Raw genomic sequence first — 24,250 nt, forward strand, 5'->3', positions numbered from 1 at the left:
GCGCCTGCGGTCTGGCAAAGCCAGTCCCGCGGCCCCTGCTGGTGAGGACGGGACCGGTCAGGTGGCCGCGGGCGCCACGAACTTGGCCCGGGGGCGTAACAGCGTCCCACTGGCCCGCTGCTCCTGCACATGCGCGACCCAGCCCGCGAGCCGGCCCAGCACAAACAGCGCGGCGGTGGCCTGGCGCGGCAGGCCGAGGGCGCGGGCCATCACCACCAGGGCCAGTTCCTGCCGGGGCAGCAGGCCGGCGCCGGCGCGCATCTCGTCGATGAAGCGCGAGATCGCGCGCAGCTCGCGGCTGGGGTTCTGGCGCGCGAACACCATGGCCAGCAGTTGCGCGGCGCGCGGGTCGCCCTTGGGGTACAGCGGGTGGTCGAAGCCGGGGACGCTCTGGCCCTGGGCGTGCAGCTTATGGGCGCGCTTGACGAGCACGGCCGTGGTCCGGCCGTGGCCCAGGAAGTCTTCCACACGCTCGTACATGCGGCCTATGTCGACACCGGAGGTCGCGCACAGCGCCGAAGCCAGGCAGCTGTGCAAGGTACCGCCGGCGGAAGCGACCACGCGGGCGCCCAGCGTGCCCGGCGGCAGCTCGTGGTCAGCCATCAGGATCAGCATGGCGCGCAGGGCCTCACTGTTTTCTTCGGTCGGCGGCATGGCCAGCGCATGCAGCAGGCCGGTGACCACGGACTCGCCGCGCTGCATGGGCCGGTAGCTGTGCGCCGCACCGACAAAGCCGCAGCACGCCACCACCGTCTGCATGATCTCGCGCGCGGCCGGCAGGGTTTTGCCTTGCGACAGGCGCTCGGCCACGGAGCCGCGCCGCATGCCCAGCAGCAGCACCACCAGCGCGAAGGATTCCAGCACGTTGTCGCGCGCCTGCAGCGAGGTCAGCGTCCCGGTCAGCCTGACGAGCTCGGCGGAAGGCCTGCGCACAGTCCAGGCTTTCGCGCGGGTGTTGAGCTCGCCGGTCCAGAGCAGTTCGGCCACCGCTTCAAACGAGGCGCCGGAGCGCACCAGGTCGGCCGCCAGGTGGCCGCGGTAGCGTGGGCCCTGTTCGGTGATCTCGGTGATGGAGGTGGGGAAGATGGGCTCGCCCCAGTTCATGGCCGAGGCCGCCACCGCGCCGTGGCCGGAACGCGCCAGCGAGCGCATGCCCACGCGCGTGAGGTCGTCGCGCAGGTAGAGCTTGTCTTTCTGGCCCGGCTGGGCCACGCTGCGTATCCAGCCCCGGCTGACGTAGGCGTACAGCGTCTGCTGCCTGACCTTGAGGATCTCCATGGCCTCGGCCGCCGACGCGTAGTCGCGGCGCAGCGCTTTGTCCGGGGTGTCCATGGATATGCCTTGTCCTTTGTGTCTCCCTGCGGATGGACCGGGCCCGCAGGCCGCAGCTCAGCGCATCACGATGATGAATATACCGAGCAAAGTCAATCCGCTGCCGGCCAGCGTAATCGCCGTGATCTTGTCCTGGTCTTTAAACAGCAGGTGGCTGAGCGGAAAAACGAGGATGGGTGTGCACAGCGTCACCAGCGTGGCGATGGACAGCGGGATGTAGCGCATGGCGCCTATCGCGCACATCTGCGCCGAGATGGTGGTCACGCCTATCGCCGCGAACATGGCCATGCCGCTGCGGCTGGCCGCGCGCGCACGGGCAAGCAAGCCGCGCTTGCCGGCGCTGAACGCCACCTGCAGCGCCAGGCCGCAGGCCGCGCCTATCAGGGCGCCCAGGATGGGTTCGTTCCAGCTGCGCACGGCGCTTCCGCGCAGCACGTTGCCGATGGCATAAGCCAGTGAGCTGCCCATGCCCAGCAGCAGCACCGACTGCATCAGGCGCTGCATTGCGGGAGATTTTTCCGCATTGGCCACGGCGGGCGCGGGCTCGCCGTCGGGCGCCATCGCGGCGACAGGGCCGCGCCGCGAGAAAATATCCGGCTTGCTGCTCACCAGGATCAGCCCGGCGATGGTCAGCACCATGCCCAGCGCCACCACGGGAGTCAGCCGCTCGCCCAGCAGCAGCCAGGCCATCATCGCGGTGAAGAGCGGGCTGCTGATCTGGAAAATGCTGGCCTTGGCGGGGCCGAAGCGCACCACGGACTCGTAGAAAAACCAGCGCCCCAGGTAGGTGGAAAACCCGCCCGCGGCCGCAAACATGAAGAAGGCCGGCAGGTTCCACTGCAGGCCGTCACCGCGCAGCTGCATCTGCACCCCGAAAGCCAGCGCGGAAAACGCGACGTTGGTGGACGTCGCGACCAGGAAGCCCAACCCCAGGTCCAGGCGGCTGGACGCCGCCTTGGTGAGCAGGATGGAGGCCGTGAAAAGCAGCAGCGCCCCGCTTGACAGCAGGTAGCCCAGGAGGGGATCAGACATTCGTGCGCGTGGGGTGCTGGCCCGGCGCGCGGCCGTGGCGCGCGTCGTCAGGGATAAAAACCGTGGAAGTCACGGGCTCAGATCTTAAACGCCTCCAGCGATTCGGGTGCGAACAGTTCCTGGGGTTTCAGCAGCCGCTTCGACAGCCCCTGCTCAAACGAATAACGCAAAAAGGTCTGCAGCGTGGCCTCGTTCTTCTCGAAACCGTAGGGCCAGAAGTCCTCGCCCATCTCGCGCTTGACCTGCTCGACGTGCGAGGTCAGCCAGGGCAACATGGCCTTGAGCGCCGCGGTCTCATACAGGTCTTCATAGGTGCGGCGCTGCGATTCTTCCAGCGCCTTCATCATCGAGCGCGCCACCCAGCGGTTGGCCTCGTACACGTCGCGGCGTATCGCCACCGTGTGCATGATGGGAAACATTTTTGTTTCCTTGAAGTAGTTGCGCTCGACCTGCTCGTAGTCCTCAAACAGGCGCTTGACCTTGCCGCCGCCCTTGAGGAAGCTCGAAGGCATGCGCGCGGTGTAGAGCGCGTCGATCTCGCCGTCGAGCAGCATCTGCGCCAGGGTCTGGTCCGGGCCTATGCGTTCGACCTTGATGTTGGGCGGCAAATCAAGCTTGATTTTTTCGGAGCGGCCGGGCTCTTCCTCGCCGCCGGTGAAGTAGGTCACGCTGTCGACGGGAACGCCGTAGTGGTCGGACAAAATGCCGCGTATCCACACCGGCGCCGTCATCTGGTACTCGGGGTTGCCGACGCGCTTGCCGATCAGGTCCTTCGCTTCGCGGATGCCGGACTTGGCGTTCACGTAGATGCAGGAATGGCGGAAGAAGCGCGAGGGGAACACCGGGATCGCCACAAAGGGCCGCGTCTCGTTGAACATCGATACCGTGTACGACGAGAGCGACATTTCCGCGACGTCAAATTCCTTGTGCCGCAACATGCGGAAGAAGGTTTCCTCCACCGGCATGTTGAGGTAGTTCAAATCAATGCCGTCGGGCTGCACGCTGCCGTCCATCAGGGCACGGGTGCGGTCGTAGTTCCAGCAGCCGAAGGTCAGTTTCAGTTTTGACATGTCGCGGTTTGTTCCTTGGGATTGATGCGAGGTTAAGTAAGTGGTTTATTCAGGTTTGATGCCGGAGGCAGTGATGGCCTTGGCCAGGCGCTCGTTTTCGCCGAGGATGGCCTTGCCGTAGTCGGCCGGGCTGCCGCCTATGGGCTCGATGCCGGCGTTGTTGAGCGTGGTGATGACTTCCGGCATTTTGGATATCAGCGCCATCTCGTGGCTGATGCGTTCGATGGCGCTGGCCGGCGTGCCCGTGGCGGCCAGCACGCCGACGATGGGCGCGAAGTCAAAACCCGGAATGATTTCGGCGATGGCCGGCACGTTGGGCTCCTGGCTGGAGCGCTGCGCCGCGTTGTTGGCCAGCAGCTTGACCTGCCCGCTCTTCACAAAGCCCGCCAGCGAAGGCAGCGCCGAGAACAGCACCTCGACCTGGCCGCCTATCAGCGCGGGCACCGACTGGCCGGTGCCCTTGAAAGGCACGTGCGTGATCTGCAGGCCCAGCGCGGCCTTCATGGCCTCCATGGTCAGGTGGTGCGTGCTGCCGATGCCGGAAGAACCGTAGTTCAGCGTGCCGGGCCTGGCCTTGGCCAGCGCGATGAATTCCTGCAGCGTGTTGGCCGGCACCTTGGGGTGCACCGCCATGTACAGCGGCGCGCGTGCCGCGAGCGAGACCGGCATGAAGTCACGCTTGTAGTCGTAGCCCAGGTTTTTATAGATCGCGGGGTTGATGGAGAACATCGAGCCGTCGGTCACGAGAAAGGTATAGCCGTCCTTGGGCGCCGTGGCCAGGGCCTGCGCGGCGACCACGCCGTTCGCGCCGGGCCGGTTGTCGACGACCACCGCTTGGCCCAGCTTGTCGCCCAGGCGCTGCGCATAGATACGGGCCACGGTGTCGGGCAGTCCGCCGGCGGCATAAGGCACGACAAACTTGATGGGCCGGTTCGGGTAGGTACCCTGGGCGGCGGCGAAGGGGGGCAACAGCATGCCGGCCAGCAGCATCGCGCTGGCCAGCATCAAAGAGCGGCGTTGTGGTTTCATGGGACTTGTCTCCTGGTTTTAGGGCTGGCTTTATTGACTGACTTGACTGACTCAACTGACTTTGACTGGCGCGGAACGGAAGCGATAAGGGTAAAGAAGAAGTGTGAGGACGGGCCGCGGCCTAGGTCGAATACGAAGGCTCCAGCGCGGGCTCGCGCGTATCCCACACATAGTTCGCCTGGTAGGCGCGCCAGTCGGTGGTCTTGGGCACGATGGCCTGGAAGGCGACCACGCTGGACGGGATGCGCAAGTCGCCGGTGCCGATGGCGGCTTCGCCGGCCTGGAAGGCGCGCACGGCGTCCAGCATCTGCTTGCGGAATTCGACCACCGCCATGTCGCTGGCGCCCAGGCGTTCGTGCGTGCGGTCGGCGATCGGCCCCATGGTCACCCACATCGCGATGTCCTGGTTGGGGAAACCGGTGATGCCGGTGAAATTGCCGGCCTTCATGGCCTCGCGGTCCTGCCAGAAATTGTTGCCGCGGTTGCGCAGCGGCGCGTAGTTGGCGTCCAGGTCGGGGCCCAGTTGCTGGCCCAGGAACTTGCGCCAGCTGTCGGTGTCCGGCGTCTGCGAGGGGTGGCCCCAGGCGATGAAATAAAACGCCGTGTTGGTGTCGTCCATCGGCACGTTGATGTTGGCGACGTTGTAGAGGTTGTTGGGCGGAATCAGCGCGGTGGCCGGCGCAACGAACACGGTGGAGCGGATGTAGTCGTTGGCGGCCGCGTTCTTGATCGGGCGGCGGATGGCGGCATAACGAAAGCCGTAGCTGCCGCGCTCCACCTGCATGCGCGGCGCCTTGTCGGTGGAGGGGCGCAGCCAGTTGGTGTCGGTGGCCTCGGCGCCTTCGACGCGCGCCGGCACCATGTCCGACGAATGCAGGCTGGAGCTGTGCGCCGAGTCGATCGCGCCTTCCAGGATTTGCGCCCAGTTGCAGGGGATCAGCGCCTTGGCAATCGTCACCTTGGCATCGGCCGTGGGCGCCCAGGCCGGCGGCACGAACTCGGGCTGGGTTTCTTTCGGGCCCATATAGGCCCAGACAAAACCGCCCCACTCTTTGACCGGGTAGGCCAGGTGCTTGACCTTTTGCGCCATGCCGCTGGCGGCGGGCTCGGAGACCATCTCCAGCACGTTGCCTTCGACGTCCATCTTCCACCCGTGGTACAGGCAGCGCAGGCCGCAGTCCTCGTTGCGGCCGAACACCAGCGAGACGCGGCGGTGCGGGCAGTATTCGTCCATCACGCCGACGCGGCCCTTGGTGTCGCGGAACACCACCAGGTCTTCGCCGAACACGCGCGCCTTGACGGGCGTGCCGTCGGGTTCGCCGACCTCTTCGATCAGGCAGACGGGCGTCCAGTGGCGGCGCATCAGCTGGCCCATGGGGGCCTGGCCTTCGACGCGGCAGAGCAGTTCATTTTCCTCGGCGGTCAACATCGCGAATGTCCTTCAATTCAAAATCAAATCAGCGAGGGCCCGGTGCCTGGGCCCTTCATTCAAAACGGGTTTAAAAACAGCTTGCAAATACGCTGCAGCCGGATTATTCTTAGGCGTCTAAGAATATCGTTATTTTGTGTTTTGTCAAGAAAATTTGTGGAGACAAGGATGAGCGTTAACCCTAGCGCCCCCGCTGGAGATCTGCCTGCGGCGGAGCCCGATTTCTTCCCCCTGAAGGTTGCGCGCAAAGAGCAAGTCGCGCAAGGCATTTACCTGTTCGAGCTGCGCCACCCCGATGGCGCCCCCCTGCCCGCCTTCACGGCCGGCTCGCACCTGACGGTGCAGGTGCCCAGCGGCGTGCGCCGCAACTATTCGCTGTGCAGCGACCCGGCCGACACCGGCGCCTGGCAGATCGCCGTCAAGCGCGACGAGCGCGGCCGCGGCGGCTCCGTCAGCATGGCCGACGAGGTGCAGGCCGGGCAGATGCTGCAGGTCAGCGCGCCGCGCAACAATTTCGAGCTGGCCGCGCATGCCAATGACTTTGTTTTTGTCGCGGGCGGCATCGGCATCACGCCCATCCTGTCCATGATGCGGCAACTCAAGCGCACGCAGGCCGGCAACTTCAAGCTCTACTACTGCACGCGCGACGCCGCCGGCACGGCTTTCAGCAAAGAACTGCAAGCCGAGTTTCCCGGCCAGGTGCAGATACACCACGACAACGGCGACATCGACGAAGCGCTGGACCTGTGGCCGGTGTTTGAAAAACCCGCCGCCGCCCACGTCTACTGCTGCGGCCCCAGGGGCCTGATGGACAGCGTGGCGGACATGTCGGGCCACTGGCCTTCGGGCAACGTGCATTTCGAGAGCTTCGGCGTCGACGCCAAGGCCTATGCCGAAAACACGCCCTTCAGCGTGCGCCTGGCGAAAACCGGGAAGACGGTACAGGTCAGCGCGGAGCAGACCATCCTCGAAGCCCTGCGCGGCAGCGGCCTGCGCGTGGCCAGCTCGTGTGAAAGCGGCACCTGCGGCACCTGCAAAACCCATCTGCTGGCCGGTGAGGCCGAGCACCGCGACATGGTGCTGACCGACGAGGAAAAATCGGACCACATCATGGTCTGCGTCTCGCGTGCAAAATCGCCTGAACTGGTACTGGACTTATGACACAGCGCATTTTGAAACTCGGCATCGTCGGCCTGGGGCGGGCCTTCACGCTGATGCTGCCCACCTTTGTGCACGACGGCCGCGTCAAGCTGGTGGGCGCGACCGACCCCATCGCCGCCGCCCGCGCGCAGTTTGAAAAAGACTTCGGCGCGCCCAGCTACGACTCCATCGAGGCGCTGTGCGCCAACCCCGCGGTGGAGGCGCTCTACATCGCCTCGCCGCACCAGTTCCATGCCGAACACGTGCGCCTGGCCGCCTCTTTCGGCAAACATGTGATGGTCGAAAAACCCATGGCGCTGACGGTGGATGAATGCACAAGCATGATTGACGCGGCCCGCAATGCGGGCGTGCACCTGATCGTGGGTCACAGCCACAGCTTCAACACCCCGATACGCCGCACGCGCGAACTGATAGCCAGCGGCCGCTACGGCGCGGTGAAGATGATCCACGCGCTCAATTTCACCGACTTCCTCTACCGCCCGCGCCGGCCCGAAGAGCTGGACACGGCCGCCGGCGGCGGCGTGATCCACAGCCAGGCCACGCACCAGATGGACATCGTGCGCCTGCTGGGCGGCGGACTGGTGCGCAGCCTGCGCGCCCACACCGGCGCCTGGGACGCGAGCCGCCCCACCGAGGGCGCCTACAGCGCGCTGCTGGGCTTTGAAGGCGGCGCCTTCGCCTCGGCCACCTACAGCGGCTACGGCCACTACGACTCGGACGAGCTGCTGGGAAACATCGGCGAAATGGGCCAAGCCAAAAACCCGGCCGACTACGGCGCCGCCCGCAAGCGGCTGCAGGGCGCGGCCACGTCCGCCGAAGAAAGCGCGCTCAAGGCCGCCCGCAACTACGGCGGCAGCCTGTACACGGCCGGCAGCGCACTGCCGACCGGCCTGCAACACCAGCATTTCGGCCAGCTCATCGTGAGCTGCGAAAAAGCCGACCTGCGGCCTGGGCCCTCGGAAGTAAGCATTTATACCGACAGCGAAAAAACCGTGGAGCTTCTCCCCGCCCCAGCCATCCCGCGCCAGGAGGTGATTGACGAGCTGTATGCCGCCGTGGTCCATGACAGGCCGGCGGTGCACAGCGGCGAATGGGCCCGCGCCACCACGGCGGTCTGCCTGGCGCTGCTGGAATCCGCTCGCAGCGGCCGGGATTGCACCCCGGCGCACCAAGTCAGTCACAATGTCGGTTCATGAGCAACGACACCCAAAACATCATCCGCCACTGGCGTGAAGCCGTCCCCAACGACCGCCTCGCGCACCTGATCCGCGATGCCTCACGCGCCTTTCACCGCGCGCTGCAGGTGCGGCTGGCGCAGCATGGCGTGCCCTTCGGCCACTGGACTTTCCTGCGCATCCTCTGGGAGTGCGACGGCCTGACGCAAAAGGAACTCAGCGAGCGCGCCGGCGTGATGGAGCCCACCACCTTCACCGCCATGAAGGCCATGGAATCGCTGGGCTACATCGAGCGCAAGCAGATTCCCACCAACAAGAAAAACATGTACGTGCACCTGACCGACGAAGGCCGCGCGCTCAAGAAGCTGCTGGTGCCGCTGGCCGAAGAGACCAACAACGTCAGCATCGAAGGCATCGCGCCCGAACACATCAAACTGACGCGCACCGTGCTGCTGGCGATGATTGAAAACCTGGCCCGCGACGAATTGCAGCAGGAAAAAGCGACGCCGGCCAGGCGCAAGGCCGCGGCGGCCAACGTCGGGGCGAAACACGCGGCCAAAGAGAAAGCCGAAAAGTCGGCAACGCCGGACAAACAAAAACCCGGCAGGCCATCCGCCCAAAAGTAAGCGGCAAAAAAGCCTTGCGGAAAAAAAGCCGCCACCTTTTCAGGGCGGCGGCTTTTTTAATGGGCCTGCAGGAACGGCTTCTTAAATCAGCGTCACGCCGGTCTTGGCCTGCAGCGCTTCGCGCGTCACGCCGGGCGCCAGTTCCACCAGCTTGAGGCCTTCGGGCGTCACGTCCATCACGGCCAGGTCGGTGATGATGCGGTCGACCACGCCCACGCCGGTGAGCGGCAAGGTGCACTTGGGCAGGATCTTCATGTCCTCGGTGCCGTCCTTCTTTTTGGCGACGTGCTCCATCAGGATGATGACGCGCTTGACGCCCGCCACCAGGTCCATCGCGCCGCCCATGCCCTTGACCATCTTGCCCGGGATCATCCAGTTGGCCAGGTCGCCTTTTTCGCTGACCTGCATGGCGCCCAGGATGGACAGGTTGATCTTGCCGCCGCGAATCATCGCGAAGCTGTCGTGGCTGCCGAAAATGGCCGAGCCCTTGATGGTGGTGACGGTCTGCTTGCCGGCATTGATCAGGTCGGCGTCGACCTGGTCTTCGGTGGGAAAGGGGCCTATGCCCAGCATGCCGTTTTCCGACTGCAGCCACACTTCCTTGTCGCCGGTGAAGTTGGCCACCAGCGTCGGGATGCCGATGCCGAGGTTCACGTAAAAACCGTCTTCGAGTTCCTGGGCGGCGCGCGCCGCCATCTGGTCTTGGGTCCAGGGCATATCAAACTCCCGCTTTCTCGGTGATGGTGCGCTTCTCGATGCGTTTTTCAGGATTCGCATTGAGCACGATGCGGTGCACATAAATGCCCGGCAGGTGGATGTCGTCGGGCGCCAGCTCGCCGACTTCGACGATCTTCTCCACCTCGACGATGCAGACCTTGCCGGCCATGGCGACGGCCGGGTTGAAATTGCGCGCCGTGAGGTTGAAGCGCAGGTTGCCGGACTTGTCGGCCACGTGCGCTTTGACCAGCGCCACGTCGGGCACCAGCGAGTGCTCCATCACATAGGTCTCGCCGTCGAAGTCGCGCAGTTCCTTGCCCTCGGCCACCTGGGTACCCACGCCGGTCTTGGTGAAGAAGGCCGGGATGCCGGCGCCGCCGGCGCGCAGCTTTTCAGCCAGCGTGCCTTGCGGCGTGAATTCCAGCTCCAGCTCGCCCGCCAGGTACTGGCGCTCGAACTCCTTGTTCTCGCCGACGTAGCTGGAAATCATTTTTTTGATCTGCCGGGTTTCCAGCAGCTTGCCCAGGCCGAAGCCGTCGACGCCCGCGTTGTTGGAGATCACCGTCAGGTTCTTCACCTGGCTGTCACGCAGCGCGTCGATCAGCGCCTCCGGGATGCCGCAGAGGCCGAAGCCGCCGACGGCCAGAAGCTGGCCGTCCTGGACGACGCCCTTGAGGGCCTCCGCCGCTGAGGGAAAAAGTTTCTTCACAAATCATCTCCTTGTGTCGTGAGCCTGGGTGGACTGGGTGCACCGTCAGCAATCCATTACGATACTACTTATTAAGTTACGTAGTTTTCCGTAAAGGTAAGTACTGTGGAAGTGGATTACCAGCTCGCGTTCGACCTGGCGCCTGTGGGACTGGTGCTGTCCCGCAACCGCTCGATTGTGGACTGCAACCAGCATTTGTGCGAGATGTTCGGCGCCACGCGTGAACAACTCGCCGGCCAGTCCTTCCTGATCCTCTATCCCAGCGTGGACGAGTACGAGCGCATTGGCGCGCGCATGATCCCCATCCTGAACGCCAAGGGCCTGTACTCCGACGACCGCATCATGAAGCGCGTGGACGGCCGCAACAAGGGCGAGACCTTCTGGTGCCACGTCACCGGCCGCGCCCTCAACCGCAGCGCGCCGCACGAGGCCGGCATCTGGACCTTTGAAGACCTCAGTTCGCGCCGCCCCGTCACGGCCGAGCTCACCGCGCGCGAGCGCGAAGTGGCCGCCCACCTGATGGACGGCATGACCTCCAAGGAAATCGGCCGCGCGCTCATCATCAGCCACCGCACCGTTGAAATCTATCGCGCGCGTTTGATGCGCAAATACAAGGCGTCGACGACGGCCGACCTGGTGCACAAGCTGATGGCCGGCTCCTGAGCGGCAATCCCGGGAGCGGCGCGATGGCCGCGCGGTACGGCCAGCAAAATTTCCGCAACAGGAACAAAATCGGTTCCGGCGTCTCCGCCCCCGGCCATCCCGCCGAACCAACCCGTCCACGAGAACTCCCCATGCCACTGACCCTCTACCAGGCTTCCATCCCCGTCTTTATCCGCGGCTTCACCAACCTGTCGGCCGTGCTCGAAAAAGCCAAGGCGCACGCAGAAGCCAACAAGGTCGACCTCGCCACGTATGTCAATGCCCGCCTGGCGCCCGACATGTACCCGCTCTCGGGCCAGGTCCAGGGCGCGAGCGATGCCGCCAAGTTCGGCGCGGCACGTCTGGCGGCCATCACCCCACCCAGCTTTGCCGACACTGAAACCACGTTTGAAGAGCTGCAGGCCCGCATCGCCAAAACAGTGGACTTCCTCAAGACCGTGGATGAAGCGCAAATCAATGCGCGCGCCGACGGCACCGTGACGCTCAAGATACGCGGCAAGGAAATGACTTTTGACTGCGAGCCTTATTTGCTCAACTTCGTGCTGCCCAACCTCTTCTTCCACCTGACCACGGCCTATGCCATCCTGCGCAACCAGGGCGTGCCGCTGGGCAAGATGGATTACCTCGGAAGTTTTTGAGCGCATGCGCATCCGGCCTTACAGCGACAAAGACCTCGCCGCCGTCGCCCAGCTTTTCACCGATGCGATCCACGGCCTGGCGGTCACCCACTATGACGAAGCGCAGCGCAAAGCCTGGGCGCCGCAACCGCCCGACCTGGGTATCTGGGAAAGGCGCTTGAAGCCTTTGAAGGTGCTGCTGGCGCAGGACGCGCAAAACAGCGATGGGCTGCTGGGTTTTGTCGGCTATGAAGAAGACGGCCACATCGACCTGATGTTCACCTCACCGTTGGCGGCGCGACGCGGTGTAGCCTCGCAATTGCTGGGCCGCGCCGAGGCCGCCTTGCGCGAACTCGGCGTTGCCCAGCTTTACACCGAGGCCAGCCTGTTGGGCCAGCCGTTTTTTGCGCGCCAGGGTTTCACGGTGAAAGAGGAACAGCACATCGAACTGCGCGGCGCGCAGTTCCGCCGCTTTGCGATGGTCAAGGCCCTGGACAAGCCTTAGCGCAGGCTAAGGCGTACCGGCTTCGGGCTCGGGTTCGCGCCGTATGGTCTCGCGGTCGCGGTGGTGGTCGCGCAGTTTTCCCAGGGTGTGGTCCAGCACGCGTTTGAGCTTGTCGCTCGCGCCGCGAAACGCCAGGTCCTGGTTGGGCGCCTGGTGGTTGACGGCCAGCGGGTCGTGATGCGCCAGGCGCGCCTCCATCACGCAGCGCTTCTGGTCGGGGCTGGCCTTGTCGCCGTTCTCGTCGCTCATGTGCACCTCGATGCGCGTGATGTCGCCCTTGAAGCGGCTCAGCGATTCATGCAGCTCACCGCTGGCCCAGCGCTCGAAGGATTCGCCGGTGTGCATCGTGTGCTTGGAATTGACCTGGATTTGCATGGAGTTTTTCCTTTCAGGAATCTTTCGGGAATGGCAGCGCGCGGGCCTGCGGGCCGGGCTGCCTTGCGATCCGCCAGGGTGGCGGCTGAAAATTCATTGTGCGCGCAAGCGCGATGCAGGTCTGTAGTCCTGAACGCAACCCTGGGGTAAGGGCGGGTTTGAAGCATTCGCTTGCGTGATAAGGCACACCGTTGCAAACTAGTCGCCGCTCAATGCCGCGCAGCGCCCGCCGATAAACTCCCGCAGCAAACGCAGCCCCGGCGTCAATTGCCGCCGCCCCGGTAACACCATGTACATGGGCGAGGCTTCCGTTTGCCACTCGGGGCACAACGCCACCAGGCGGCCCGCGGCCAGGTCCGCCGTCACATCCAGCCGCGATTTGTAGATGATGCCGCGCCCGGCCAGCGCCCACAGGCGCACCACGTCGCCGTCATTGGCAACGTTGCCCCCGCCGGCGCGCACCGTGACCTCTTCGCCGTCGCGCCAGAACTTCCAGCGGTCGTACACGTCCTCGCCGAGCATGAAGCAGAGGCAACTGTGCGCGGCCACCGCCTGCGGCGTTTCGGGCGTGCCGCGCGCTTTCAGGTAAGCCGGTGAGGCGCACAGCACGCGGCGATTCGTCAGGTGCACCGGCAAGGCGAGCATGTTCGAATCGGGCGGCTCGCCCTGGCGGAAGGCGGCATCGACAAGGTCGCTGTAGACATTGGTGACGCGGTCCGACAAATGCAGCCGGTACTGGATGCCGGGGTGCAATTGCTGGAACTCTTCCAGCCAGGGCAGCAAAAGATTGCGGCCGAAGTCGGACGGCGCGGCCAGCTGCAGCACGCCGCTCGCCTGCTGCCGGCCGCTGGCCAGCTCCAGTTGCGCATCGCGCAAGGCAGCCAGCGCGGGCCGGCAATGCGCAAGGAACACCTCGCCTTCGCGCGTCAGGCGCAGGCTCCGCGTCGAGCGCACAAACAGCGGCGCCTGCAGTTCTTCTTCCAGCCGCTTGAGCGCAGCGCTGGCGGCGGCCGGCGTCAGGCCCAGGCTGCGGGCGGTGGCCGACAGGCTGCCCGAGTCCACGGTGCGGACAAAAATCTCCAGGTCTTGAAGGGCTTTCATTTACAAATTTTATTTGTAAATAGCTTCAATTGATCGCTTGTTTATCTTGATTTTCAAAACCCATACAGTTCAGGCATTGCTTTGAGTACAACTACCCGTAAAGGAACTACACCATGAAAGCCATCGGCTACATCCAGGCCCACGCACTCAACGCCCCAGGCGAGGCCGGCCTCACCGACATCACCCTGCCCGACCCGACGCCCGCGGGCCACGACGTGCTGGTCGAGGTCAAAGCGGTGTCGGTGAACCCGGTAGACACCAAGGTACGTGCAAACGCGGCCCGCAGTGCCGGCCCGGATTACAAGGTGCTGGGTTATGACGCCAGCGGTATCGTGCGCGCCGTCGGCCCCGAGGTCACGCTGTTCAAGGCCGGCGACAAGGTCTGGTACGCGGGCTCCATCGCCCGGCCCGGCACCAACAGCGAGCTGCACCTGGTCGATGAACGCATCGTCGGCCGCATGCCGAAAACCCTGGGTTACGCCGAAGCCGCCGCCCTGCCGCTGACCAGCATCACCGCCTGGGAAATGCTGTTCGACCGCCTGGGCATAGCCCCGGGCAAAACACCGAACAACAAAACGCTGCTGATCATCGGCGCCTCGGGCGGTGTCGGCTCCATCATGACGCAGCTGGCCACGCGCCTGACCTCGCTCACCGTCATCGGCACGGCCTCACGGCCCGAAACCCAGGCCTGGGTGAAAGAGCTCGGCGCCCACCACGTCATCGACCACAGCCGCCCGATTGCGGAAGAGCTCAAGCGCATCGGCATTCCCGCCGTGGACTACATCGTCTGCCTCACGCAAACCGACAGCCACCTGGCGCAAATCGCCGAAGCCATCGCACCGCAAGGAAAGTTCGGCCTGATCGACGACCCGGTGAACTTCGACATCACGCTGTTCAAACGCAAGAGCGCATCCATCCACTGGGAACTGATGTTCACCCGCGCCCTCTTCAACACGCCCGACATGGTGGCGCAGCACCGCTTGCTCAACGAGGTGGCCCAGCTCGTCGATTCAGGTTTGATCCGCACGACCTTGACGCAGACCTTTGGCGCGATCAACGCGGCCAATTTGCGGAAGGCGCATGAGTTGGTTGAGTCTGGCAAGGCGCGGGGGAAGGTTGTGTTGGAAGGGTGGATTTAGGTCCTTTGTCTTTGCCAGACGGGCTTGACCCTCTACGTCGTTCGGGTCTTGTTCCGACGGGGCGCTTTCTTCTTAGTTCTGCTGGCCGGGGGTAGCCCGGCCAGCAAGCCTACGCAGAGGGCGCCCCGCCGGAGCAAGACCGGGCTAAAAAATATCAGCCCCCGCCAAGGCAGGCACCTCCCCTACCCTCTCAGAAATCACCCGGCAAGCCTCCAGCAAGGGCGCAACATAAGCGGCCTCAGGCTCAGCCTTCTGCCGAAACATCAAGGTACTCACGCTGATCGCGGCAACAGGCAAACCACGGCTGCCGCGTATCACGGCGCCGTAGCAAAAAATCCCCGCCTCATGCTCCTCGGCATCCACAGACCACCCCCGCTCGCGCGTGAGCTGCAACTGCCCGCGCAAGTCGGCCAGCGTCACCAGCGTGTTGCCGGTGTAGCGCGGCAAAGGCAAGCCCCGCAGCAGCGGCTCCAGCACGGCAGGCTCCAGCGCCGCCATGTAAGCCTTGCCGACCGCCGTGGCGTGCAGGGCCACGCTGGTGCCTATGCGCGACGCCATGCGTACCGCGCTCGGGCTTTCGAGTTTTTCGATGTAGACCATGGTGCGGCCATTGGGCACGGCCAGGTGCACGGTTTCGCCGGTGAGGTCGCGCAGGCGTTTGAGTTCATCGACCGCGGCCACGCGCAGGTCTGAGCGGCCCCAGCTGCGGCTGGCCAGCTGGATCAGGCGCGGGCCCAGCGCCAACAAGGCGCCGCGCTCGTTTTCGACCAGCAAGCCCTCGGCCACCAGCGCGGCGACGATGCGGTGCACCGTGGGCCTGGGGTAGCCGCTGGCCTTGACCAATGCGCCCACGTTGAGCGGTTGCTCCGAGTCGGCCACCAGTTGCAGCACGTGCATGAATTTGGAGAACGCGGCCGTGCCCGCGACCTGCGACGGGGCGGACGGCGCCATCACGACACCATGTAGCCGCCGTCCACGGGCAGGATCACGCCGGTCATGAAACTGGCCGCCGGCGTGCAGAGAAACATCGCGGCCTCGGCCACGTCCTTGGGCGTGCCCCAGCGGCCCATGGGCGTGCGCGCCAGGATGGGGCCGGCGCGCGCCGGGTCGTCCTGCAGGGCTTGCGTGAGCGGCGTGGCGATCCAGCCGGGGGCAATCGCGTTGACGCGTATGCCGTCGGGCGCATAGGCAATCGCCAGCGACTTGGTGAGCTGGGCGACGCCGCCCTTGCTGGCCGCATAGCCGGGCACCAGGCCGCCGCCGAAAAAACTCAGCATGGAGGCGGTGTTGACGATACAGCCGCGGCTGGCTTTCAGGCGCTCGCGCACGGCGGTGCACACGCGCATGGTGCCGGTCAGGTTGACGGCCAGCACTTTTTCAAACACCTCAAGGTCGTGCTCGGCGCCGCGCTGGATGATGCCGGCGCAGTTGAAAACGATGTCCAGCGTGGCGATGCCGGCCAGCGCCGCATCCAGGCTGGCCGCCGATGTCACGTCGGCCTGGCGCACCTCGACCGCCGCATCGAGCGAGCCGTCGCCACCGCCGAGTCCCAGCGCCGTGACTTCGGCGCCCAGCGCCGCGAGGTGATTCGCGATGACGGCGCCTATGCCTTGCGTCGCCCCGGCGACTAGCGCGCGTTTGCCTTTAAAAAGGTCAGCCTGGTAAGTCATGGATGAATTCCTGAAAGATGGCCGCGCTCAGCGGATGAATTGTTGGGTGTAGCCGGCGCCCAGGCCGACGGCTTCAAAGTGCCTGTTGCACATTTCTATCTTGGTGAACACGTCTTCGTAGCCCATGCCCTTGCCGTAAGGGTCGGTGTAGTACATGACACCGTTGACCTGGAAGTAGGTGATCATTTCCTCGACGTCCTCCGGCACGTAGAGCGTGTGGGTTTCGCCGGGCGGCTCGAAGACGTAGCTGCCTTCGGTGGCTTCCCAGTCGTGCTCCAGGTAGCGCCAGCGGCCCTTGAGCACAAAGCCGTGCACCGCCTGCGGATGGCGGTGCCGGCTCAGCACGCCGGACTTGCGCACGCGCAGCAGGTTCATCCAGTAGCCCTGGCTGGCATTGAGGCACAGCGGGCGGAACCAGACGTTCTCGGCCTGCGGCACCCACAGCCGCTCGTCGGTGGGGATGGCGTGCTGCACCACGATTTCCGGCCTCGCGTCGGGCGGGTTCGGGTACTGGTAGGGCATCAGGGGTGTCTGGTCGGGACTGTCTACGGGCATGATGTTTGTCCATATTGTGGATATGCGTCCATATGGTAGATATCGACTGCATTGAAGTCGCGGGGATTTACCCTTAAACACCTAAGTAATAGTGACAACAGACTGGATAAACTAAGCCCCACCATCCGGCGTCCAGCCGAGCAACAACGAGCGACTCTGCGAGGAGAATTCCATGGCCCTGCCCTTCATCGTCACCCTTGCCGTGACCTTTCTTGCATGGGCCGTCGCGGCCATCCTGTCCCAGAGCATGGGCAACGCGATGACGCTGAGCGCCTCCGTCTGGCTGGCCACCGGGGTGACCTTCGGCGCGCTGATGGTGGTCAAGCCCGCCAAACGCCCCGCCGTGCTGGCCGGCGCCGCGCTGGCGGCCGTCGCGCTGTCGCTGCTGGACGGCCTGGCGCTGCTGCCCGCGCTGGCTTTTGGCGCCAACGAAGCGCTGGCGGCCAGCCTGGGCGCCTGGGTGGCGCGCCTGCTGCGCGCGCCCGGCCCCGACGGCCGCAGCGAACCGGGCAAGGCTTACGCCGGCTTCCTGCTGGGTGCGCTGCTCACCTCCGCGCTGGGCGGCGGCATCGCCATCGTGCTCTGGAGCTGGGCGCTGCCGCAAACCATCCCGATGCTGACGGAATGGCGCGTGTGGACCTGCACCACCTTTGTCGGCATCCTGCTGATCGCGCCGCTGGTCACCTCTTTCGCCGGCTTCAAGGTCAAGCGCTCGGGCGGCATGGCGACCAGCCAGTTCCTCGCCGGCGCCGGCACCTTTGTGCTGTTTTTTGTGGTGGCGGCGCTGATTTTCTCGAGCGACGTCTCCGACCGCTTCAGCGCTTCGCTGGGCCCCACGCTCACCTATTTGCCGCTGCCTTTCATGGTGGTCACCGCCATCCTCTGGAAAGAGCGAGGCGCCACCGTGGCGACGCTGCTGGGCGCGCTCGCACTGATCGCCTGGACCAACGCCGGCGGCGGGCCGTTTGCCGAGGTTGAAGGTTTTGCCGGCGAGGCCGTGATCGAAGTCCAGGGTTATGTGGCCGTGATGGCGCTGCTGGTGGGCGTGGTCAACGCGCTGGGCGCCACCGCCACGCAGGCGCTGGCGCAGGCGCAGGACTGGCGCACTCGCTACCGCCAGGTGCTCGACTCCAACCGCACCGTGGTCGCCAACTTCGACGCCAAAACCGGCGCCGCCCAGTGGGGCGAAGGCGCCAGCGAACTGCTGCGCACCAACGCCGCCGGGCTGCTCACCGTGCAGGACTTCATCACCCACGCCGACCCGCAGGAGCAGCCCGCTCTGCTGGCCGACTGGCGCGACCTGGCGCAGGGCCAGCGCGAACACGCGCTGTGGAAGAACACCTTGCGCTGGAGCGATGGCCGCGTGGCCGCCGTGAGCGCGCGCCTGTCGGGCGTGCGCGGCGCCGACGGCCAGGTCGAGCAGGTCGCCGTGCTGCTGGAAGTCGAGGCCTGAGGTCATGGCCATGGACACCGCCACCCCTCCCGTCACACCGCCCGCCGCAGCCGGGCCGGCCGTGGACAAAAGCACGCCCGCCGTTTTCCTGATCCACGGCCTGGGCGGCACGCAATACGACCTGGGCTCCATGCACAAGCGGCTCAAGAACGCCGGCTTCGTCACGCATTCGCTCACCCTGCCCGGCCACGGCACCACGCCCGAAGACCTGGTGAACGTGACCGCCGAGCAATGGATGGAAGCCGTCACGGCCAAGTACCACGAGGTCGCCGCGCAGCACGACAACTTCCACATCATGGGCATGTGCATGGGCGCGCTGCTGGCCACCGAGCTGGCCAAGCGCCAGAAACACACGCGCGGCAAGCTGATCGCCTTGGCCCCGCCCATCTACATCGACGGCTGGGCCACCGCCTGGTACACGCCGGCGCGCCACCTGATGTATTACGTGCCCGGCGTTCCCGCGCGCATGAAGGTAGAAGAAGAAGACCCTTTCGGCATCAAGAACGAACAGCTGCGCGCCATCGTCAAGGCCAAGTTCGCGCGCGGCGAAAACTTCCACTACCGCTGGGTGCCGCTGGCCTGCGTGCGCCAGGTCGACCGCCTGCGCCGCTGGGTCATGACGGACCTCAAAAACATGGCCAGCGAAACCCTGGTCATCCACGCGCGCGAAGACGAACTCACCAGCCTGGCCTCCGCCAACTACCTGGTCGAACAAATCGGCGGCGCCAAGGCGCGCATGGTGGTGCTGGAGAACAGCTACCACATGATCTGCGTCGACAACGACCGCGAACAGGTGGCGCGCAACGTGCTCGAATTCTTCGGCGCCAGCAGCGCCGCCTCGCTGGGCATGGCGGTGGACGACCCGAAGATGAGTACGGAAGCGCTGGACGCTTTTGCGCAGGCGCTGCGCGCGTCGCTGGAAGCCGGTGACTTTGCCGGCATCTTCGCCAGGGGCGCGTCCGACATGGCCTGGTTCCAGCCCGGCGCCAACCGTGCCAGCGGCATCTACCGCGGCAACAAGGGCCTGCAGGCCATGCTGCCCTGGGCCGGTGACGTGAAGTTCACCGCCTTCGGGCAAACGGTGTTCAATGCCGGCATCGCCGTGCTGCCCGCCACCCTCACGGCCGCAGGGCTGATGTCGCAAGGCGTGCTGGCTTTTGCCGTGCGCTCGGGCCGGTTGCTCGACGCGCGCTGGTTCCCCGACGACGTGGCGCTGGAAGACGCCCACTTCGGCGCGCCGGTGGCGCCCGCGGGCCCCAGCGAGACCGAGCGCGCCTTTGAAGCCGCCGGCATCGCCGTCAAGACACTGGCCAAGCCGCCCGGCAACGACGAATTGCTGGCGCTCTACGCCTTCTACAAACAGGCCACGGTGGGCGACGCAACGGGCGAGCGCCCGGGCATGATGGACGTGACCGGCCGCGCCAAGTACGACGCCTGGGCCCAGCGCAAAGGCATGGGCCGCGAAGAGGCGATGGCGGCTTATGCGGCGCTGGTGGAGAAGCTCAGGTCCGCCTGAGCGCTCTCTGCAGGGTCAGTCCATCAGGTCGGCGGGTACCTTGCCGCCGTTGGCCGCCAGCTTGTTCATCACCTGCTTGTGCAGCCAGATGTTCATCGTGGCGCTGTCGTTCATGTCGCCGGTGTAGCCCAGCTCTTTCGCCAGTTCCTTGCGCTCGCCCAGGCTGCTGTCCAGGTGCAGCAGCTTCATCAGGTCGACGATGGACGTCTTCCAGTTGAGTTTTTCCGGGTTCTTGCTGGCCATGTCGTTGAGCAGGGCTTCGACGTCCACCTGCTGCATGGGCGGCGCCGCGGGCGCCGGGGCGGGCGCCGCAGTCACGGTTCCAGGGGCGTCCGTCGGTGCGGCGTCGGGCTTTTGCAGCGAGGGAAAAATCTTGCCGAAAATTTTGCCGAGAATACTCATGGTGCGCCTCAGGATGGAGTTGAAAAATCCAGCCTAACACCGGAATGTGGCGGCGCCTGTCAGACGTCACGCCAATCGGCGTTGAAGCCCCCGCGGCTATTCCGCGCGGATAACCCGAGGAGTTATCCCGCCCAGTTCACCAGCCCGCTCCAGGCGGTGGCCAGCACCACGATGCCGAAAGCGATGCGGTACCACGCAAACGGCACAAAGCTGTTGGTCGAGATGTAGCGCAGCAGCCAGCGCACGCACAGCCAGGCGCTGAAGAAGGAAAACACCAGGCCGACCGCGAACATCGGCAGGTCCGCCATCGACAGCAGCGCGCGTTCCTTGTAGAGGCTGTAGGCGCCCGCGCCTATCAGCGTGGGCATGGCCAGGAAGAAGGAGAAATCGGTGGCCGCCTTGCGCGACAGGCCCAGCAGCATGCCGCCAATGATGGTTGCGCCGCTGCGGCTGGTGCCCGGGATCATCGCCAGGCACTGCACCAGGCCCACCTTGAGCGCGTCCATCATGGTCATCGCTTCCACTTCCTGGATGCGCGCCACGGCGGGGTTGTTCTGCTGGCGCTTTTCGGCCCACAAAATGATGAAGCCGCCGATGATGAAAGTGCTGGCCACCACGACAGGCGTGAACAGGTGCTCCTTGATGGCCTTGCCGAACAGCAGGCCCAGCACCACCGCCGGCACAAAGGCCACCAGCACGTTCAGCACAAACTGCTGCGCCTGCTTTTCGGTCGGCAGCGCCACCACGGTCGCGCGTATTTTTTGCCAGTAAACCAGGATGACCGCGAAGATGGCGCCGGTCTGGATCGCGATGTCGAACACTTTCGCCTTGTCGTCGTCAAACCCGAGCAGCGCGCCGGCCAGGATGAGGTGGCCGGTTGAAGAGATGGGAAGGAATTCGGTCAGTCCTTCGACGATGCCCATGATGGCGGCTTTGATCAACAGTGCAATGTCCAATGCGGGCTCCAGAAATGAAGCCTGGATTATCGCCCCCACGGTCGTTCACTCCGTGTAGCCTGCGGCTTCGCCAGACCGCAGGCGCCGCCCCCTGCAAGGGGGGAACAGGCTACACGCAGTGAGCCTGGACGGGGGTGAGCCAATTTCACCGGACGGGGGTGGGAATATTTGCCGAAGAATTTTTGCCACAACGGTACCTCCCAGGCGCACAATTTTTGCCCCCACATTCTCAACGGAGCTACAGCCATGCAACTTAGCCCACTCATCGCCATTCATCTGTGTTCCGCCGCAAGCGCCATCGTCCTCGGGCCGGTCGCGCTGTGGGCGCGCAAGGGACGCCTGCAGCGGCCCAAGCTGCACCGCGCTTTTGGGTATGCCTTCGTCACGATGATGCTGGTCACCGCCGCAACGGCGGTTTTCATCCGCGACTACGACTATCCCAATATCTCCGGCTACACGCCCATCCACTTGCTGGTGCCCTTCGTGCTGTTCAGCCTGACCGGCGCGTTCTGGCATTTGAGCCACGGCAACATCACGGGCCACCGCAAGGCCATGCAGGGCCTCTACATAGGCGCATGCCTTGTGGCGGGTGTGTTCACGCTGATGCCCGACCGCTACCTGGGCAAGCTCCTGTGGGCCCAGCTCGGCCTGCTCTAAGCCGCTTCTGCACCGACTATCAATTAAGCGCGAACCCCAACCAGTGGGGGCCGCGGGACTGGCTTCGCCAGACCGCAGGCGCCGCGCCCTTGAGGGGGGAACAAGCTACACGCAGTGAGCTTGGACGGGGGTGAACCAATTTGGTCAACAAATAAACCATTTCGGTGCGTTTTTCGGGTGAAATGAACCAATCCAACTCATTAGTAAAACTAATCTACTCTCATATTCAAGCCAAAGTAGGCCAACCCTACTACCGCTTCACACGGCTGAAATCTACATTCAGTTACACCCACTCCAATGCAGGTTTCACCATGACCCAAACCACCACCCGCCGCCATACCCTGGCGGCCCTGACCGCCGCTGTTGTCGCAGGCTCCGCCCTGCTGTCAGGCTGCGACAACCCGCCCGACACCATCAAGATCGGCGTTGCCCAGCCGCTGTCGGGCAACCTCGCCGCGCTGGGCCAGGATTTGCACAACGGCGTGAAGATGGCGGTGGACGAGCTCAACAAGGAAGGCTTCCAGATCAAGGGCAAGACGGTCAAGATCGAAATCATCGCGATGGACGACCGCTCCGATCCCAAGGCCGGCGTGGAAGTCGCCAAACAATTGATCGATGCCGGCGTGGTCGCCGTGATCGGCAACCTCAACTCCGGCGTGAGCATTCCGGCCGCGCCGGTCTATGCAGAAAAGCACGTCGCCCAGCTCGCCATCTCGACCAACCCCAAATTCACCGAACTCGGCCTGGACACCACCTTCCGCCTGGTCGCCAACGACAACCTGCAGGCCCGCGCCATCGGCTCCTTCGCCGCCAACCAGCTCAATGCCAACAAGTTCGCCGTGGTCGACGACGGCACCACCTACGGCAAGGGCCTGGCCACCGGCGCCGCGGCCGAGCTGAAGAAAGCCAACAAGGAAGTGGTCGTCACCTATTCGTCCGACGACAAGACCACCGCCTTCGACGACCTGGCCGCCAAGATCAAGGCCGGCAACGTCGAGGTCATCGTCTCCACGCAGGGCGACTTCCAGATCCTCGCGCTGATGGAAGCGCTCAAGAAGATCGACTACACGCAGCAGGTCAGCATCCTGGGCGGCGACACCATCAAGACCACCGCCATGCTCAAGGGCAGCGACGTCGTCAAGGGCCTGTACGCCACCTCGCCCATCCTGGACGCCAAGGAGTTCGTCAACGGCAAGGCCTTCCTGAGCAAGTACCAGGACACCTTCAAGATGGAGCCGGCCTACGGCGGCCACTACACCTATGACGCGATGTACATCCTGGCCGGCGCCATGCGCCGCGCCAACTCGGTCAAGCCCGAAAAAATCACCCAGACCCTGCGCACCTTCGACGGCTACGCGCCCATCACCGGCTCCATGAAGTGGGACAACGTGGGCGAGCAGCGCTACGGCGTGGTCGGCGTTTACGCCGTGCGCAAAGGGGTATGGGACCTGCAACTGCGCTCCGACCGCTGGTAAGTTAAGCTGCCGGTCGTCATGACCGAGCCCACCACACCTTCCACCGCTGCCAACAGCGCAAGCGCCACGCCCGCCGAAGTCCTGGACTTCTGGCTGGGCGACGGCATCCACAAGGAATGGCCCACGCAGGACCAGGCCAAACGCTGGTTCAGCGGCGGCGCCGAACTGGACGCCGAGATCCGCGCGCGCTTCGGCGCCGCCGTGCAGCAAGCCGTGGCCGGCGGCCTGCGTGACTGGGAGCAGCCTCCCCTCACGCGCCTGGCGCTGGTGATTTTGCTCGACCAGTTCACCCGCAACGTCTTTCGCGGCAAGGCCCAGGCCTTTGCCGGCGATGCGCGCGCCCAGCAGCTGGTGCTGCGTACCATCACGGCCGGTGAAGACCGGCAACTGCCCTGGGCCGGCCGCGTCTTTCTCTACATGCCGTTGATGCACGCCGAAAACCTGGCGCTGCAGGACGAGTGCGTGGCCAGCTTCACCCGGCTGGTCGCCGACGCACCCCAGTCCCTGAAGGTCCGCCTGCAGGACAACCTGGACTTCGCGCGCAAGCATCGGGACATCGTTGTGCGTTTCGGCCGCTTTCCGTACCGCAATGCGGCCCTGGGGCGCACCGACACGCCCGAAGAAAAAGACTTTCTGCTCAAGGGGCCACGCTTCGGGCAATAAAAGCCCCCACGGTCGCGCACTTCGTGTCGCTCCCTGCCCCCCGAGGGGGCCGCCCGCCTGCGGTCTGGCAAAGCCAGTCCCGCGGCTCATGCTTGCCTGGATAACTTCGGCGCTGCGGCTGCGGTTCTTGTTAATTAAACATGGCTGCACAAAACCTTTACGACCTCAGCCCCGCCCTGCGCCTGATGATCATGGGCCTGGTGGTGGCGCTCGGGCCGCTGGC

At 64.9% G+C, this 24,250-nt stretch carries 26 protein-coding genes; 12 read left to right on the forward strand and 14 right to left on the reverse strand.

The genetic code is table 11. The features are described from left to right. Positions 1 to 57 precede the first annotated feature (57 nt). The 5 genes from ACLV8F_RS18075 to ACLV8F_RS18095 all read right to left on the reverse strand — a co-directional run bounded on the left by ACLV8F_RS18075 (position 58) and on the right by ACLV8F_RS18095 (position 5,892). Positions 58 to 1,332: a citrate/2-methylcitrate synthase gene (locus ACLV8F_RS18075; protein WP_411885587.1), complete on the reverse strand. Its 1,275-nt coding sequence runs from the start codon at positions 1,330 to 1,332 to the stop codon at positions 58 to 60. A gap of 57 nt (positions 1,333 to 1,389) precedes the next feature. Continuing rightward, entirely contained in the window at positions 1,390 to 2,364 is a 975-nt protein-coding gene (locus tag ACLV8F_RS18080) for a DMT family transporter (RefSeq protein ID WP_411885588.1), read from the reverse strand. A 77-nt stretch (positions 2,365 to 2,441) separates the two neighbouring features. Beyond that, positions 2,442 to 3,434, reverse strand: a complete 993-nt coding sequence (locus ACLV8F_RS18085; RefSeq protein WP_411885589.1) for an ABC transporter substrate-binding protein — start codon at positions 3,432 to 3,434, stop codon at positions 2,442 to 2,444. A gap of 45 nt (positions 3,435 to 3,479) precedes the next feature. Continuing rightward, positions 3,480 to 4,463 carry a Bug family tripartite tricarboxylate transporter substrate binding protein gene (locus ACLV8F_RS18090; protein ID WP_411885590.1) on the reverse strand — a complete coding sequence of 328 codons (984 nt, stop codon included), beginning with the start codon at positions 4,461 to 4,463 and terminating at the stop codon, positions 3,480 to 3,482. Positions 4,464 to 4,584: 121 nt separating this feature from the next. Then, on the reverse strand, positions 4,585 to 5,892 hold the full coding sequence (locus ACLV8F_RS18095) for a Rieske 2Fe-2S domain-containing protein (RefSeq protein WP_411885591.1): 1,308 nt from the start codon (positions 5,890 to 5,892) through the stop codon (positions 4,585 to 4,587). Positions 5,893 to 6,060: 168 nt separating this feature from the next. Between ACLV8F_RS18095 and ACLV8F_RS18100 the strand changes: the two genes are divergently transcribed. The 3 genes from ACLV8F_RS18100 to ACLV8F_RS18110 are packed head-to-tail and all read left to right on the forward strand — an operon-like array spanning position 6,061 to position 8,854. Further along, on the forward strand, positions 6,061 to 7,053 hold the full coding sequence (locus ACLV8F_RS18100) for a PDR/VanB family oxidoreductase (protein ID WP_411885592.1): 993 nt from the start codon (positions 6,061 to 6,063) through the stop codon (positions 7,051 to 7,053). Continuing rightward, positions 7,050 to 8,249, forward strand: coding sequence for a Gfo/Idh/MocA family protein (locus ACLV8F_RS18105; protein ID WP_411885593.1), 1,200 nt, complete (start codon positions 7,050 to 7,052; stop codon positions 8,247 to 8,249). The genes ACLV8F_RS18100 and ACLV8F_RS18105 overlap by 4 nt, the downstream gene beginning before the upstream one ends. Next, positions 8,246 to 8,854 (forward strand): MarR family winged helix-turn-helix transcriptional regulator, encoded by a 609-nt coding sequence (locus ACLV8F_RS18110; RefSeq protein ID WP_411885594.1) that lies wholly within the window; start codon positions 8,246 to 8,248, stop codon positions 8,852 to 8,854. Before ACLV8F_RS18105 ends, ACLV8F_RS18110 begins: the two co-directional genes overlap by 4 nt. 81 nt (positions 8,855 to 8,935) lie before the next feature. Here the strand turns inward: ACLV8F_RS18110 and ACLV8F_RS18115 are convergent, their stop codons facing one another. Together ACLV8F_RS18115 and ACLV8F_RS18120 are read right to left on the reverse strand one after the other, a co-directional pair. Beyond that, entirely contained in the window at positions 8,936 to 9,571 is a 636-nt protein-coding gene (locus ACLV8F_RS18115) for a 3-oxoacid CoA-transferase subunit B (RefSeq protein WP_411878924.1), read from the reverse strand. Between the two features lies 1 nt (position 9,572). After that, on the reverse strand, positions 9,573 to 10,280 hold the full coding sequence (locus ACLV8F_RS18120) for a CoA transferase subunit A (RefSeq protein ID WP_411885595.1): 708 nt from the start codon (positions 10,278 to 10,280) through the stop codon (positions 9,573 to 9,575). 105 nt (positions 10,281 to 10,385) lie between these two features. Here ACLV8F_RS18120 and ACLV8F_RS18125 point away from each other — a divergent pair, with 105 nt between their 5' ends. The 3 genes from ACLV8F_RS18125 to ACLV8F_RS18135 all read left to right on the forward strand — a co-directional run bounded on the left by ACLV8F_RS18125 (position 10,386) and on the right by ACLV8F_RS18135 (position 12,065). Next, positions 10,386 to 10,943: a LuxR C-terminal-related transcriptional regulator gene (locus ACLV8F_RS18125; protein WP_411878922.1), complete on the forward strand. Its 558-nt coding sequence runs from the start codon at positions 10,386 to 10,388 to the stop codon at positions 10,941 to 10,943. A 131-nt stretch (positions 10,944 to 11,074) separates the two neighbouring features. After that, positions 11,075 to 11,581 carry a DUF1993 family protein gene (locus ACLV8F_RS18130; RefSeq protein ID WP_411885596.1) on the forward strand — a complete coding sequence of 169 codons (507 nt, stop codon included), beginning with the start codon at positions 11,075 to 11,077 and terminating at the stop codon, positions 11,579 to 11,581. A gap of 4 nt (positions 11,582 to 11,585) precedes the next feature. Next, positions 11,586 to 12,065 (forward strand): GNAT family N-acetyltransferase, encoded by a 480-nt coding sequence (locus tag ACLV8F_RS18135; RefSeq protein WP_411885597.1) that lies wholly within the window; start codon positions 11,586 to 11,588, stop codon positions 12,063 to 12,065. Positions 12,066 to 12,071: 6 nt separating this feature from the next. Here ACLV8F_RS18135 and ACLV8F_RS18140 read toward each other — a convergent pair whose 3' ends face one another. Further along, positions 12,072 to 12,440: an HPF/RaiA family ribosome-associated protein gene (locus tag ACLV8F_RS18140; protein ID WP_411885598.1), complete on the reverse strand. Its 369-nt coding sequence runs from the start codon at positions 12,438 to 12,440 to the stop codon at positions 12,072 to 12,074. 198 nt (positions 12,441 to 12,638) lie between these two features. Continuing rightward, positions 12,639 to 13,541, reverse strand: a complete 903-nt coding sequence (locus tag ACLV8F_RS18145; RefSeq protein WP_411885599.1) for a LysR family transcriptional regulator — start codon at positions 13,539 to 13,541, stop codon at positions 12,639 to 12,641. 113 nt (positions 13,542 to 13,654) lie between these two features. Here ACLV8F_RS18145 and ACLV8F_RS18150 point away from each other — a divergent pair, with 113 nt between their 5' ends. Beyond that, positions 13,655 to 14,680: a zinc-binding alcohol dehydrogenase family protein gene (locus ACLV8F_RS18150; RefSeq protein ID WP_411885600.1), complete on the forward strand. Its 1,026-nt coding sequence runs from the start codon at positions 13,655 to 13,657 to the stop codon at positions 14,678 to 14,680. A gap of 144 nt (positions 14,681 to 14,824) precedes the next feature. Here ACLV8F_RS18150 and ACLV8F_RS18155 read toward each other — a convergent pair whose 3' ends face one another. From ACLV8F_RS18155 to ACLV8F_RS18165, 3 genes are read right to left on the reverse strand one after another with little or no spacing between them, the layout of a single operon-like run. After that, on the reverse strand, positions 14,825 to 15,631 hold the full coding sequence (locus tag ACLV8F_RS18155; RefSeq protein WP_411885601.1) for an IclR family transcriptional regulator: 807 nt from the start codon (positions 15,629 to 15,631) through the stop codon (positions 14,825 to 14,827). After that, positions 15,631 to 16,350 (reverse strand): SDR family NAD(P)-dependent oxidoreductase, encoded by a 720-nt coding sequence (locus ACLV8F_RS18160; RefSeq protein WP_411885602.1) that lies wholly within the window; start codon positions 16,348 to 16,350, stop codon positions 15,631 to 15,633. Before ACLV8F_RS18160 ends, ACLV8F_RS18155 begins: the two co-directional genes overlap by 1 nt. A 27-nt stretch (positions 16,351 to 16,377) precedes the next feature. Further along, the gene (locus ACLV8F_RS18165; RefSeq protein ID WP_411885603.1) at positions 16,378 to 16,905 is read right to left on the reverse strand and encodes a 2,4'-dihydroxyacetophenone dioxygenase family protein; all 528 of its coding nucleotides are present in this window, start codon (positions 16,903 to 16,905) and stop codon (positions 16,378 to 16,380) included. 172 nt (positions 16,906 to 17,077) lie between these two features. Between ACLV8F_RS18165 and ACLV8F_RS18170 the strand changes: the two genes are divergently transcribed. Next, positions 17,078 to 18,358: an MASE1 domain-containing protein gene (locus ACLV8F_RS18170; RefSeq protein WP_411885604.1), complete on the forward strand. Its 1,281-nt coding sequence runs from the start codon at positions 17,078 to 17,080 to the stop codon at positions 18,356 to 18,358. A 10-nt stretch (positions 18,359 to 18,368) separates the two neighbouring features. Continuing rightward, positions 18,369 to 19,874 (forward strand): acyl-CoA-binding protein, encoded by a 1,506-nt coding sequence (locus ACLV8F_RS18175; protein ID WP_411885605.1) that lies wholly within the window; start codon positions 18,369 to 18,371, stop codon positions 19,872 to 19,874. Between the two features lie 15 nt (positions 19,875 to 19,889). Here ACLV8F_RS18175 and ACLV8F_RS18180 read toward each other — a convergent pair whose 3' ends face one another. Both ACLV8F_RS18180 and ACLV8F_RS18185 read right to left on the reverse strand, forming a co-directional pair. Beyond that, positions 19,890 to 20,276, reverse strand: a complete 387-nt coding sequence (locus tag ACLV8F_RS18180) for a DUF3597 domain-containing protein (protein WP_411885606.1) — start codon at positions 20,274 to 20,276, stop codon at positions 19,890 to 19,892. A 122-nt stretch (positions 20,277 to 20,398) separates the two neighbouring features. Continuing rightward, positions 20,399 to 21,232 (reverse strand): undecaprenyl-diphosphate phosphatase, encoded by an 834-nt coding sequence (locus ACLV8F_RS18185; RefSeq protein WP_411885607.1) that lies wholly within the window; start codon positions 21,230 to 21,232, stop codon positions 20,399 to 20,401. 246 nt (positions 21,233 to 21,478) lie between these two features. Between ACLV8F_RS18185 and ACLV8F_RS18190 the strand changes: the two genes are divergently transcribed. The 3 genes from ACLV8F_RS18190 to ACLV8F_RS18200 all read left to right on the forward strand — a co-directional run bounded on the left by ACLV8F_RS18190 (position 21,479) and on the right by ACLV8F_RS18200 (position 24,027). Continuing rightward, positions 21,479 to 21,889: a DUF2306 domain-containing protein gene (locus ACLV8F_RS18190; RefSeq protein WP_411885608.1), complete on the forward strand. Its 411-nt coding sequence runs from the start codon at positions 21,479 to 21,481 to the stop codon at positions 21,887 to 21,889. A 311-nt stretch (positions 21,890 to 22,200) separates the two neighbouring features. Beyond that, positions 22,201 to 23,364 carry a branched-chain amino acid ABC transporter substrate-binding protein gene (locus tag ACLV8F_RS18195; RefSeq protein ID WP_411885609.1) on the forward strand — a complete coding sequence of 388 codons (1,164 nt, stop codon included), beginning with the start codon at positions 22,201 to 22,203 and terminating at the stop codon, positions 23,362 to 23,364. 18 nt (positions 23,365 to 23,382) lie between these two features. Next, positions 23,383 to 24,027 (forward strand): DUF924 family protein, encoded by a 645-nt coding sequence (locus ACLV8F_RS18200; protein ID WP_411885610.1) that lies wholly within the window; start codon positions 23,383 to 23,385, stop codon positions 24,025 to 24,027. Positions 24,028 to 24,250: the final 223 nt, after the last annotated feature.

Source organism: Polaromonas sp. YR568 (assembly GCF_943369675.1).
GTDB lineage: Bacteria > Pseudomonadota > Gammaproteobacteria > Burkholderiales > Burkholderiaceae_C > Polaromonas.

Bases quoted from the DNA above. Each gene is read 5' to 3' on its own strand.
- ACLV8F_RS18075 (WP_411885587.1), bottom strand. From the start codon at position 1,332: ATGGACACCCCGGACAAAGCGCTGCGCCGCGACTACGCGTCGGCGGCC.
- ACLV8F_RS18080 (WP_411885588.1), bottom strand. From the start codon at position 2,364: ATGTCTGATCCCCTCCTGGGCTACCTGCTGTCAAGCGGGGCGCTGCTG.
- ACLV8F_RS18085 (WP_411885589.1), bottom strand. From the start codon at position 3,434: ATGTCAAAACTGAAACTGACCTTCGGCTGCTGGAACTACGACCGCACC.
- ACLV8F_RS18090 (WP_411885590.1), bottom strand. From the start codon at position 4,463: ATGAAACCACAACGCCGCTCTTTGATGCTGGCCAGCGCGATGCTGCTG.
- ACLV8F_RS18095 (WP_411885591.1), bottom strand. From the start codon at position 5,892: ATGTTGACCGCCGAGGAAAATGAACTGCTCTGCCGCGTCGAAGGCCAG.
- ACLV8F_RS18100 (WP_411885592.1), top strand. From the start codon at position 6,061: ATGAGCGTTAACCCTAGCGCCCCCGCTGGAGATCTGCCTGCGGCGGAG.
- ACLV8F_RS18105 (WP_411885593.1), top strand. From the start codon at position 7,050: ATGACACAGCGCATTTTGAAACTCGGCATCGTCGGCCTGGGGCGGGCC.
- ACLV8F_RS18110 (WP_411885594.1), top strand. From the start codon at position 8,246: ATGAGCAACGACACCCAAAACATCATCCGCCACTGGCGTGAAGCCGTC.
- ACLV8F_RS18115 (WP_411878924.1), bottom strand. From the start codon at position 9,571: ATGCCCTGGACCCAAGACCAGATGGCGGCGCGCGCCGCCCAGGAACTC.
- ACLV8F_RS18130 (WP_411885596.1), top strand. From the start codon at position 11,075: ATGCCACTGACCCTCTACCAGGCTTCCATCCCCGTCTTTATCCGCGGC.
- ACLV8F_RS18135 (WP_411885597.1), top strand. From the start codon at position 11,586: ATGCGCATCCGGCCTTACAGCGACAAAGACCTCGCCGCCGTCGCCCAG.
- ACLV8F_RS18140 (WP_411885598.1), bottom strand. From the start codon at position 12,440: ATGCAAATCCAGGTCAATTCCAAGCACACGATGCACACCGGCGAATCC.
- ACLV8F_RS18145 (WP_411885599.1), bottom strand. From the start codon at position 13,541: ATGAAAGCCCTTCAAGACCTGGAGATTTTTGTCCGCACCGTGGACTCG.
- ACLV8F_RS18150 (WP_411885600.1), top strand. From the start codon at position 13,655: ATGAAAGCCATCGGCTACATCCAGGCCCACGCACTCAACGCCCCAGGC.
- ACLV8F_RS18155 (WP_411885601.1), bottom strand. From the start codon at position 15,631: ATGGCGCCGTCCGCCCCGTCGCAGGTCGCGGGCACGGCCGCGTTCTCC.
- ACLV8F_RS18160 (WP_411885602.1), bottom strand. From the start codon at position 16,350: ATGACTTACCAGGCTGACCTTTTTAAAGGCAAACGCGCGCTAGTCGCC.
- ACLV8F_RS18165 (WP_411885603.1), bottom strand. From the start codon at position 16,905: ATGCCCGTAGACAGTCCCGACCAGACACCCCTGATGCCCTACCAGTAC.
- ACLV8F_RS18170 (WP_411885604.1), top strand. From the start codon at position 17,078: ATGGCCCTGCCCTTCATCGTCACCCTTGCCGTGACCTTTCTTGCATGG.
- ACLV8F_RS18175 (WP_411885605.1), top strand. From the start codon at position 18,369: ATGGACACCGCCACCCCTCCCGTCACACCGCCCGCCGCAGCCGGGCCG.
- ACLV8F_RS18180 (WP_411885606.1), bottom strand. From the start codon at position 20,276: ATGAGTATTCTCGGCAAAATTTTCGGCAAGATTTTTCCCTCGCTGCAA.
- ACLV8F_RS18190 (WP_411885608.1), top strand. From the start codon at position 21,479: ATGCAACTTAGCCCACTCATCGCCATTCATCTGTGTTCCGCCGCAAGC.
- ACLV8F_RS18195 (WP_411885609.1), top strand. From the start codon at position 22,201: ATGACCCAAACCACCACCCGCCGCCATACCCTGGCGGCCCTGACCGCC.
- ACLV8F_RS18200 (WP_411885610.1), top strand. From the start codon at position 23,383: ATGACCGAGCCCACCACACCTTCCACCGCTGCCAACAGCGCAAGCGCC.